A 9,794-nucleotide genomic window follows, 5' to 3' on the forward strand; every position below is an offset into this window, starting at 1 on the left:
CCGTCATCGGGCCAGGACCCCGGCGGCGGCCAGCGCGTCGGTGACGATCGCGAGGTCGGCATCGGTGAGATCGGCCCGGGCGGCGAGGCGCAGCCGGCTGGTCCCGACCGGCACCGTCGGTGGCCGGAAGCAGCCGACGGCCACCCCGTGCCCGCGGCAGGTCGCCGCGGCCGCGGTCGCGGGTTCGGGATCCCCAATGATCACCGAGACGACGGCCCCGGCGGGATCCGGCGCGCCGGTCAGGTCGGCGAGCTGACGGGCCCGGCGCCGGACGGTGCTGGGCAGCTCCGGGTGGGCCCCCAGAAACTCCAGGGCGGCCAGCGCGGCGCCTACGTTCGCCGGGGCGAGGCCGGTGTCGAAGATGAAGCTGCGGGCGGTGTCGATGAGGTGATCGCGCACGGCCACCCCGCCCAGCACCGCACCGCCCTGGCCGCCCAGCGCCTTGGACAGGGTGGCCGTCGCCACCACATCCGGCTTCCCGGCGAGGCCTGTGGCGGCGAGTGCCCCACGACCGGCGGGCCCGACCACCCCGAGCGCATGGGCCTCGTCGACGACCAGGACCGCTCCGTGGACCCGGGCGGCCGCGTGCAGTTCGGTCAGCGGGGCGAGATCGCCGTCCGCGGAGAACACTGACTCGGTCACGACGAGTGCCCGCCGCCAGGGGCGTCCAGCGAGGGCCGCCGCGACCGCGGCCACATCGGCATGCGGCGTCACGACGACGTCCGCCCGGGACAGCCGGCAGGCGTCCACGATCGAGGCGTGGTTCAGCGCGTCCGAGACGACCAGGTCGCCGGGGCCGGCCAGGGCGGTGACCACCGCGAGGTTCGCCGTGTAGCCGGAGGAGAAGACCAGGGCCGAGGCGAATCCGGCGTGCGCGGCGAGCGCGTTCTCCAGCTCCCCGTGCAACGCGGTCGTCCCGGTCACGAGCCGGCTCCCGCTGGCCCCGGCACCCCAGGCGCGCAGGGCGCGGATCCCGCCGTCGACGACCGCCGGATGACGACCGAGCCCGAGGTAGTCGTTGCCCGCGAGATCGACGAGCACGCCCGCGCCCGGCTTGTCCGGGCCGCCCCGCGGGCGTAGCTCGCGGCGCAGCCCGGCGGCGACCCGGGCCCGGGCGTGGCCCGCGAGCCAGGCGAGCGGCGCGGCCGCCGCGGCATCATCGACGGTCACGAGGGCCAGCGTACGGGTATCGACCACTGTGATGGGGTGCCCGCCACCTCACGAACCCGGCCGGTCTGGCAGTCTGCGAGCCGTGGGAACCCTCGCCGACATGCTGCGCGCGAGCACGGATCTCAGCGACGACGACATCGACCACCTGCACGCGCTCGTCGCGGACTGGGCTCTGCTCGCCGACCTCTCCTTCGCTGATCTGTTGCTGCTCGTGCCTGTCCGCTCCGGCTCGGGGGCCAGTCGGGGCGGCCACGCCAGCGGAGCCGAATTCCTCGTCGTGGCCCAGGTCCGTCCCACCACCGGTCCGACCGCGTACCACAACGACGAGGTCGGCAGCGTCGTGATCAATCGCTGGGTGGTCCAGAACGCCTGGCGGGAACACCGGATCGCGCGGGAGGGCGAGCCCGAGTGGGACGGCGGGGTCCCGGTGCGGACCGAGGCGATCCCGGTCCGGCGGGGTGACGAGGTGATCGCCGTCCTCGCCCGGGACACCAACCTCGCGACCACCCGGACGCCGAGCGCGCTGGAGTCGGCTTATCTGCAGGGTGCCAACAACCTGGCCCTGATGATCGCCGAGGGCGCCTTTCCGTTCCGCGGCAGCTCGGCGGAGCTTCCCGAGTCCCCCCGGGTGGGCGACGGCATGATGCGGCTCGACGGCGCCGGAAAGGTGATCTTCGCGAGCCCGAACGCGCTCTCGGCGTACCGCCGGCTCGGCTACACCGGCAATGTCACGGGCGAGGACCTCCGCTCCGTGCACCGGGCGCTGAACCTGTCCGCCGCGACCCCGGCGGTCTGGCACGCGCTCGGCCGGCGTCGGCCGGTGGAGGTGGAAGCCGCGGTCGGGAGCACGGTGGTGCTCTTGCGGGCGATCCCGCTCTTTCCCGGGGCGACCCGGGAGGTGCTGGTACTCGTCCGGGACGTCTCCGAGCTGCGTCGCCGCGAGGCGCTGCTGCTGAGTAAGGACGCGACGATCCGTGAGATTCATCACAGAGTCAAGAACAATCTACAGACCGTAGCCGCCCTGCTGCGGTTGCAGATGCGGCGGACGAAGGCCGACGAGGCGCGCTCGGCGCTGCGGGAGTCGGTGCGCCGGGTCACCTCGATCGCGGTCGTGCACGAGACGCTGTCCCAGAGTCTGGGGGAGAGCGTGCCGTTCGACGAGATCGCCGACCAGATCACCTCGGTCACGGTGGATCTGGCCTCCACCGGGGCTCGGGCGAACACCCGCCGGACCGGGTCGTTCGGGCGGCTTCCCGGCGAACTCGCCACCCCGTTGGCTCTTGTGCTTTCCGAACTTCTACAGAATGCTGTAGAACATGCGTTCGACGGCTTGGCGGGTTCCATCGAGATCCGGGTCAGCCGCCTGGCAGACCGGCTTGATGTCGTCGTGGCCGACGACGGTGCCGGGCTGCCCGAGGACTTCCAGCTCGAGCACTCGCCAAGGCTGGGGTTGCAGATCGTCCGCCAGCTGGTGCTGGGCGAGATGCACGGCACCATCCGGCTCCAAGCCGGTCCAGAGTGCGGGACGGAGGCGCTCCTGTCGATCCCACTTTCTGAAAGTTGAGTGTTTAGGGTGCCCGGGAGGGGGTATCCCCCAAGATGTGTCCCTCGTCCATGGCCGTCGTGCCGATGTGGCGTGCTCGTGGGGGCCCGGGTCGGGAGCGTCCCGGGCGGTGGCTCGCCTGAGCGGGCCCGATCGCCGGGAGGCGCGGTCGGGGGCGGAAAACATTACGGCCGCCCCGTCCGCGTCGCGCCGCATTGCTGCGGCGGGCGCGCGGACAGAACGGCCGATGCTGCTGCCAGCTACCCCCGTGCTGCGGTACGGGTTGTGGCATGACCTCATGCGGCGACCACTGTGGTCCGCCGGTGCCGGTTCCGGCGGGCAGGGCCTGCCGCGAGCGGGTGTTGTTGTTCGGACCCGGGACGTGGTGCCGGGTCCTCGGGCGCTGTCGGCCCGCCGTCGGGGACGGTCTTGCGGTCAGGCGGTTCGAACCCGGAGTCGGACCTGGCGCTTAAGCGCCCGGCGTTCGTCCTCGCTCATCCCGCCCCAGACACCGGAGTCCTGCCCGGTGTCCAGTGCCCAGTTGAGGCAGTCACTCGTGACTGCGCACCGCGCGCAAACGGCCTTTGCCTCTTCGACCTGGCGTTCCGCCGGACCGGTTGTACCGATCGGGAAGAAGAGCTCGGGATCCTCGTCACGGCAGAGCGCTCTGTGGCGCCAGTCCATGCGTACAACTCCCTCTCTCGTCTCGGGCCACACTGCACATGAGACGCTTTGTGAGCCGCTACGGTTGTGCCGAGGTAAAAATAAATTGAGCAGGATGTCTGCTCGGCCTCGGCGGCGGGCCGTAGAGCGGGTTGCCGGGTGTCGGTGAGCCCGGGTGCACGTGCATCCACCTCGGACATTCGCCACCCTCCCACCCGAACAGGCAACGGCGCAAGAACCTGCAAGCCTCTTCACAGCCTGGCTGGCCTGCACTTGTCCGGCAGGGACACAGGCGGACCACGGGGGGCGACCGTCTCCTTAGCTGGCCGAAGTGTCACGGGAGCCCCGATTGCCAGGGGATGTCACACTCCGTCGCACCGATCGTCACCGGTGCGGCCGGTGGGCGGCCCGGATCCTCGGCGATCAAGCCGCCGATGTCAGGCCAGTCGGTCATGGATCCGTTCTGTGTTGTCCGGGGGCTGCCCGAGGGCTGTCTGAGGGCTGCTCCGGCGCCGGTGTGCGCCGTCATCCCGGCCCGATCTGACCCGCTCGCGCCGCCGGAGCTGGCAGGGTTGGAGCATGGAGGTTCTCGGTCATCGTGGCAGCAGGGTTCCCGGCCCGGAGAACACGGTCGAGGCGGTGGATGCCGCGTTGCGGGTGGGCGCCGACGGTGTCGAGGTCGACGTGCGGCGCAGCGCGGACGGCGACCTGGTCTGCGTGCACGACGCGCGGCTGTCCCGCCCCGCCGGCCGGGCGGTGGTCCGGCGGACCACGGCGGCGCTGCGGGCCCGGGGCATTCCCCTGCTCGATGAGATCCTTGACGTGTGGGATCGTCGCGGTCGGCTCATCTGTGAGATCAAGAACCAGCCCGGGCAGCCGGACTTCGACGCACCCCGGGAGCAGACCGCGCGCCGGCTCGCCGAGACGCTGCGGGCCCGGGGATGGGCCGGCCGCCGGCCGGACGCCGCCGACCTCGACGCCGGTGCCGGCGGCATCACGGTGTCGTCGTTCGACTGGTTCGCCATCGAGGCGGTGCGTGACGCCGGCCTCGCGGTCACGACGGCGTTCCTCACCATGCCCCGGATGTCGGTGAGCGGCGGCCTCGCCTACGCACGGTCGGCGGGCCACACCGAACTGCATGTGCACACCAGCGCGGTGCTCGGCACCTCCGACGCGGCTGGACGGGCGCGCGAGGCCGGCGTCCGGTTGATCACCTGGACGGTGACCAGCGTCGAGGACGCCCGGCGGATCCGCGACGCGGGCGTCACCGGGGCGATCTGCGACGACCCCGTGGAGATCCGCCAGGCACTGTCCCGGCCGGACGGGACCCCCACCACGGCGCTCGACGCCTGAGCGGACATTCTCCCGGGCGGGCAGCCGTCAGGCGACGACGCGCAGCGCGTGCGGATGGTGGGTCAGCAGCACCTCGGAGAACATCCCGAGATACTCGCCGTCCATCTGCACCGGCAGGGGTGTGTCCGTGGAGAAGCGAATCGACGACGTGTCGTGGCGGCGCACCACGTTGCGACCGCGCGGACCCTCGCCGTCGGTGAGTATCCGTGCGGCGGCCCACAGCACGCTGGGCAACCGCACCCGCCGCAGCGCGAGGAGGTCCAGACCGGTGTCGAAGGACGCGTCCGGGCAGGCGAGGACGGGACGGGAGTTGAGGTAGGTCCACGGGCGGGTGTTGCAGACGATGCAGAAGGCGATGTGCTCCTCGGCCCGCCCGCCCGCTGGGCCGGTGCTCCCGGGGTCGAGGGCCGAGCCGGCGTCGGTGGTCGTCAGGGTGATGGGCGAACCGCGGCGGTCGGTGCCGTGGAGGATCTGACCCGCCGCGGTCCGCAGGAACAGGCCGGCGGTGTTGCGCCTGCCCTCGCCACGCTTCTCCTCGACCCGCGCGACGACCTGGGCATCCAGACCGATGCCGAAACAGAACGTGAACCAGCGCCGTTCGTCGCCGTACTGAGCCTGGCCGAGGCTGATCCGCCGGGTGCGGCCCTCGCGGAGCGCGCGCAGCAGCTCGCCGGTCGCCTCCACCGGTGACGCAGAGTAGCCTAGCGCGCGGGCGAAGACGTTGGTGCTGCCACCCGGGACCACGGCGAACGCTGGGCCGCCCGGTACCGGACCGTTCTGGAGCAGTCCGTTGATGATCTCGTTGACGGTACCGTCCCCACCGAGCGCAATCACCACGTCGACGCCGAGTTCGACCGCTCTGGCCCCCAGCTCCACCCCGTGCGCCCGCCCCTTGGTGACCACAGTCTCCAGGGCGAGGTCCGCGGCGAGCGCGCTGGCGAGGACGTCACGAACACGTTCGGTCGTAGCAGTGGCGACGGGGTTGACGACCAACAGCCCTCGCATGCCTCCACCGTAGTCCGCCTGGTCATCCGGGTCGCCGGCTGGGAAAACTCTCACACCGTTGGAATCCGGCGGACACCTCGCGAAGTGCGACGGGTGATGGCGCGGTGGACACCGTCCGGAGGGTCCCCGGGGGCACTGGCCGACGGCCCCGGGAACGCCGACGGCCCCGGAAACGTAGTGTCGGGGATATGGGATCCACGAGTCATCCCGATCAGCCGGCGGCCGGCCGCTTCGGCACACTGCGGCAGGCTGCTCGCGCGGCGTCCGTGCCCACTCGGGTGGCGTCCGTCCTGCTCGCCATCGAGGCGCTGACCCTGCTGGCCCTCGGAATCCTGCAGGTGCTGCGCGGCTTCGGGCCGGACATCGACGACGTGGGTCGTGCCGAGAGCGGTGGGGTGCTCGCCATCGTCGGCGGGCTCGGTGTGGCGGTCCTCGCGGGAGGCGTGCTGCGCAACGGCGCATCCTTCCGCTCGCCCACCCTGGTCGTGCAGATCCTGTGCCTGCCGGTGGCGTGGGGGCTGGTGCAGTCCGGCCGCTACGGCTACGGCATCCCGCTGCTCGTCGTGCCCCTTGTCATCGTCGTCGCGTTGCTGCTGGCCGGTGGGCTCGGGCCGGCGGTCCCGCCTCGGCGCGGCGGCGGGACCGGGTGACGGGTCCGCTCAGCCGTCCTCGAGCAGGCCGCGCCGCAGTTGGGCCAGGGTCCGAGCCAGGAGCCGGGACACATGCATCTGGGAGATGCCGAGTTCGGTCGCGATCTGGGACTGGGTCATGTTGCCGAAGAACCGCAGCAGCAGGATGCGCTTCTCCCGCGGTGGGAGCTTCTCCAACAGCGGCTTGAGGGACTCGCGGTACTCGACGCCCTCCAGGGACTCGTCCTGGACGCCGAGGGTGTCCGCGACGGCGGGTGCCTCGTCGTCGCCGGAGTCCGGCGCGTCGAGGGAGACCGCCGAGTAGGCGTTCGCCGACTCCAGCCCCTCGAGGACGTCCTCTTCGCTCATCTGCAGATGCCGGGCGATCTCACTCACCGTGGGGGAGCGGCCCAGTGTCTGGGAGAGCTCGGAGGTCGCCTTCGTCAGGGAGAGTTTGAGCTCCTGAAGGCGGCGGGGGACCCGGATGGCCCAGCCTTTGTCCCGGAAGTGCCGCTTGATCTCACCGACAATGGTCGGGGTGGCGTAGGTCGAGAACTCCACCCCACGTTCCGGATCGAATCGGTCCACCGATTTGATCAATCCGATGGTGGCCACCTGGATGAGGTCGTCGAGCGGCTCGCCCCGGTTGCGAAAACGGCGGGCGAGGTACTCCACCAGCGGCAGGTGCATCCGGACGAGCTGATCGCGGACGGCGGAGCGTTCGGGATCGTCCTCGGGTAGCTCGGCGAGGCGGACGAACAGCGTGCGGGCCAAGGCCCGGTCGGGCGAATGCGCGCGGTCGGGCCGATCGCTCTCCCCGTCGATCGCCGTACCGTCCACCGCCGGGTTCGGTAGTGCCTGGGTCGTCACCTCGGGGCCGAGATCGCTGTCGATCCCCGGGTGGTCGTCGAGCACGGATCCCCGTTGACTCAACGCCGCTACCGGGTCCACGGTGGACACCGGGTCATGATCAGATGCGTCGCGACCGGATACGTCGTGATCAGGTACCGTGCGCGGTGGGGTCGGAGTTCTCCCGGTCGGCGTCACGACGTACCTACCGTGTCGCCCAATGGAGTCTCTCTGGACGCACCCGACCCCCGGACGTGGCCGGCCGGAGGCTCACCGAGGCTGGCGCGCACGCCCCTGCGCTTCTGCAGGGCAATGCTCACCCGGGACCCCGGGCCCGTCGAGGTCTGCACGTCGCTCGCCAGCGCCTTGAGCACGGTCCAGGCAAAGGTGTCCTCGGAGGGCTGCTCGCCGTCCAGGCTCTCGACCGTCACCAAGACGTGCATTACCCCCGGCGAGAGGGTGAACGTGCAGTCCAGCGAGGAACCCGGCACGGCCGAGACGAGCAGCAGGGCGCACGCCTCGTCCACGGCGATCCGGAGATCCTCGATGTCGTCGAGAGTGAAGTCGAGGCGGGCCGCCAGCGAGGCCGTCGCCGTGCGCAGGACGGTGAGGTAGGCGCTCGCGGCGGGCAGGGTGAGCGCAACCACGTCGCGTAGGCCGCCTGAGTGGGCGGTTTGGCTGTCGATGGTGTCGGAGCTCTCCGCGCCGCCGGTCGAAGGCGTCGGATCCACGTTCCTACCCCCAAAGAGCCTGCGTCGTGCGAGGACGGCGCCTCGCGGGTGTCCTGCCGACCAAGATCGATCAGATGATGATATTCTCGGCGGTTCCTCTCCCACCCGTCGACGGGTCGAGTATTCCGCTCCCGACCATGACGTCCCGCATGGGCGGATGGTTTCCGCTCCGTCGGCGGCCGGGCGGCGGCCACCGACTCCACCGTACCCAGCCGCCGATGGGTACCGCAGGTCGGGTGATCGTAAGCTGCTGCATCCGGCCTGTCTGGCCGTCGCCGGCTCTGGCGGTGCGGCTCAGGTAGTGCCGGCTCTGGCGGTGCCGGCCGCAGCGCTGCCGGCCGCATCGCTGCCGGCACCGACGCCGGCCAGTGCGGTGATGGCGCCGGCGCCCAGGCGCCAGGTCGTCCAGCCCTCGATCGGCCCCGCGCCGAGGGAGCGGTAGAACGCCTGCGCCGGGGCGTTCCAGTCCAGTACCGCCCATTCCATGCGCCGGTAGCCGCGGTCGGCGCAGATCGCCGCGAGAGTGGTGAGCAGGGCCTGCCCGTGACCACGGCGGCGGTGGCCCGGCCGGACGAACAGATCAACGAGGTACATCCCGGTCTGGCCGGTCCAGGTGGAGAAGGTCGGGTGCCAGAGCGCGAAGCCGACGACCTGTGGTGGGGTGACGACCTGTGGTGGGGTGGAGTCGCCGGTAGGGTGGTCTGCGGTGGCCACCAGGCAGTGGGCGGCCGGCACCGGTCCGAACAGGGCCGTGTCGAGATCGGCGGGCGTCATGGCGACGGCGGCCGGCTCCTTCTCGTACGCGGCGAGTTCGGTGACCAGGTGGTGGACGACCTTGACGTCTCCGGGGCCGGCCACCCGGATCACCGGATGTCCCCGGCGGCGCTCGCCGAGCGGAGTTCGGCGTACAGGGCCCGGCAGGCGCGATAGTCGGGCAGCAGGCCAGCCGCCTCCGCCTCCTTGAGTGACGGCGCCGCGGTGTCCTTGTCGGACAGCAACGGTACGAGATCGTCGGGCCAGGGCAGCGCGAGATCGGGGTCGAGTGGGTGGACCCCGTACTCGCGCCCGGGGGTGTACGGGGTCGAGCACAGGTAGGAGATCGCGGCGTTGTCGGTGAGCGCCATGAAGGCGTGTCCGAGACCCTCCGCGACATACAGGCCCCGCCGGTCGACGTCGTCGAGGACGACCGCCGCGAACGTCCCGTAGGTCGGTGAGCCGACCCTGATGTCGACGACGCAGTCCAGCACCCGGCCGTGCACGCACGTCACGTACTTCGCCTGACTGGGGGGGACCTGCGCGTAGTGCACCCCGCGCAGCGTGCCGGCCCGGCTCACGCTGTGGTTGGCCTGCGACAGGGTGAGCGGATGTCCCACCGCCTCGGCGAGAGCGTCCGAGCGGAACCACTCCAGGAAGGTCCCGCGGCTGTCGGAGTGCTGACGTGGGGTGAACACCCAGGCGTCCGGAACCGATAGTTCGCTGATCTCCACGTGTGCGAAGGTACCGGTTCGCTCCCGCGCCTCCCAGAACGCCGGACCACGCGTCGGACCCGAGCCGGCCCCGGACTCCGGCCGTGACGGAGGGGCCGCGGTGAAGTAGGTGACAAATTCCACCCGCTTCTCCCGCTCCTTGGTGTCGGTGAAAGAGGACATAGGAGTCGAAATGAAATAACTTGCGCGTTTCGAACCCTCCACAGGCCTGTGACCTGCGATGATGCTCTCGATCGCGTATTTGTTACTTCATTACGTCCCCATAGCGATGTCGTAACAACCGGACGCGGGTCATGGGGGCTCTTCGAAGTTAAGCGGGTTTGAGGCATCTGCGGGCTCGGCGGGTGGTTGCGCAGCGTGTTCG

General features: G+C 71.0%; 10 protein-coding genes. 3 read left to right on the plus strand and 7 right to left on the minus strand.

Annotated elements, in window-relative coordinates; genetic code table 11:
* Positions 1-3 precede the first annotated feature (3 nt).
* Complete coding sequence (locus tag ACY45C_RS03585; RefSeq protein ID WP_462186221.1) at positions 4-1,170, minus strand: 8-amino-7-oxononanoate synthase; 1,167 nt, start codon at positions 1,168-1,170, stop codon at positions 4-6.
* Positions 1,171-1,270: 100 nt separating this feature from the next.
* Between ACY45C_RS03585 and ACY45C_RS03590 the strand changes: the two genes are divergently transcribed.
* Complete coding sequence (locus ACY45C_RS03590; protein WP_462186231.1) at positions 1,271-2,734, plus strand: sensor histidine kinase; 1,464 nt, start codon at positions 1,271-1,273, stop codon at positions 2,732-2,734.
* Between the two features lie 414 nt (positions 2,735-3,148).
* On the opposite strand, the gene ACY45C_RS03595 is transcribed toward ACY45C_RS03590, so the two are convergent.
* Complete coding sequence (locus tag ACY45C_RS03595) at positions 3,149-3,397, minus strand: WhiB family transcriptional regulator (RefSeq protein ID WP_011438134.1); 249 nt, start codon at positions 3,395-3,397, stop codon at positions 3,149-3,151.
* Positions 3,398-3,955: 558 nt separating this feature from the next.
* On the opposite strand from ACY45C_RS03595, the gene ACY45C_RS03600 reads away from it, so the two are divergent.
* The gene (locus tag ACY45C_RS03600; protein ID WP_462186222.1) at positions 3,956-4,729 is read left to right on the plus strand and encodes a glycerophosphodiester phosphodiesterase; all 774 of its coding nucleotides are present in this window, start codon (positions 3,956-3,958) and stop codon (positions 4,727-4,729) included.
* A gap of 27 nt (positions 4,730-4,756) precedes the next feature.
* On the opposite strand, the gene ACY45C_RS03605 is transcribed toward ACY45C_RS03600, so the two are convergent.
* The gene (locus tag ACY45C_RS03605) at positions 4,757-5,734 is read right to left on the minus strand and encodes a diacylglycerol/lipid kinase family protein (protein WP_462186223.1); all 978 of its coding nucleotides are present in this window, start codon (positions 5,732-5,734) and stop codon (positions 4,757-4,759) included.
* 188 nt (positions 5,735-5,922) lie between these two features.
* Here ACY45C_RS03605 and ACY45C_RS03610 point away from each other — a divergent pair, with 188 nt between their 5' ends.
* Positions 5,923-6,384 (plus strand): hypothetical protein, encoded by a 462-nt coding sequence (locus ACY45C_RS03610; RefSeq protein WP_462186224.1) that lies wholly within the window; start codon positions 5,923-5,925, stop codon positions 6,382-6,384.
* A 9-nt stretch (positions 6,385-6,393) separates the two neighbouring features.
* On the opposite strand, the gene ACY45C_RS03615 is transcribed toward ACY45C_RS03610, so the two are convergent.
* From ACY45C_RS03615 to ACY45C_RS03630, 4 genes are all read right to left on the minus strand, one after another.
* The gene (locus ACY45C_RS03615; protein WP_462186225.1) at positions 6,394-7,410 is read right to left on the minus strand and encodes an RNA polymerase sigma factor SigF; all 1,017 of its coding nucleotides are present in this window, start codon (positions 7,408-7,410) and stop codon (positions 6,394-6,396) included.
* The gene (locus ACY45C_RS03620) at positions 7,407-7,943 is read right to left on the minus strand and encodes an ATP-binding protein (protein WP_462186226.1); all 537 of its coding nucleotides are present in this window, start codon (positions 7,941-7,943) and stop codon (positions 7,407-7,409) included. Before ACY45C_RS03620 ends, ACY45C_RS03615 begins: the two co-directional genes overlap by 4 nt.
* A 294-nt stretch (positions 7,944-8,237) precedes the next feature.
* On the minus strand, positions 8,238-8,810 hold the full coding sequence (locus ACY45C_RS03625) for an N-acetyltransferase family protein (protein WP_462186227.1): 573 nt from the start codon (positions 8,808-8,810) through the stop codon (positions 8,238-8,240).
* Positions 8,807-9,430: a dTDP-4-dehydrorhamnose 3,5-epimerase family protein gene (locus ACY45C_RS03630; RefSeq protein WP_462186232.1), complete on the minus strand. Its 624-nt coding sequence runs from the start codon at positions 9,428-9,430 to the stop codon at positions 8,807-8,809. The genes ACY45C_RS03625 and ACY45C_RS03630 overlap by 4 nt, the downstream gene beginning before the upstream one ends.
* Positions 9,431-9,794 lie beyond the last annotated feature (364 nt).

The organism is Frankia sp. CcWB2, assembly GCF_977927585.1.

Excerpts from the sequence above, each read along its gene's own strand:
- ACY45C_RS03590 (WP_462186231.1), top strand. The coding sequence starts at position 1,271 with ATGCTGCGCGCGAGCACGGATCTCAGCGACGACGACATCGACCACCTG.
- ACY45C_RS03595 (WP_011438134.1), bottom strand. The coding sequence starts at position 3,397 with ATGGACTGGCGCCACAGAGCGCTCTGCCGTGACGAGGATCCCGAGCTC.
- ACY45C_RS03600 (WP_462186222.1), top strand. The coding sequence starts at position 3,956 with ATGGAGGTTCTCGGTCATCGTGGCAGCAGGGTTCCCGGCCCGGAGAAC.
- ACY45C_RS03605 (WP_462186223.1), bottom strand. The coding sequence starts at position 5,734 with ATGCGAGGGCTGTTGGTCGTCAACCCCGTCGCCACTGCTACGACCGAA.
- ACY45C_RS03610 (WP_462186224.1), top strand. The coding sequence starts at position 5,923 with ATGGGATCCACGAGTCATCCCGATCAGCCGGCGGCCGGCCGCTTCGGC.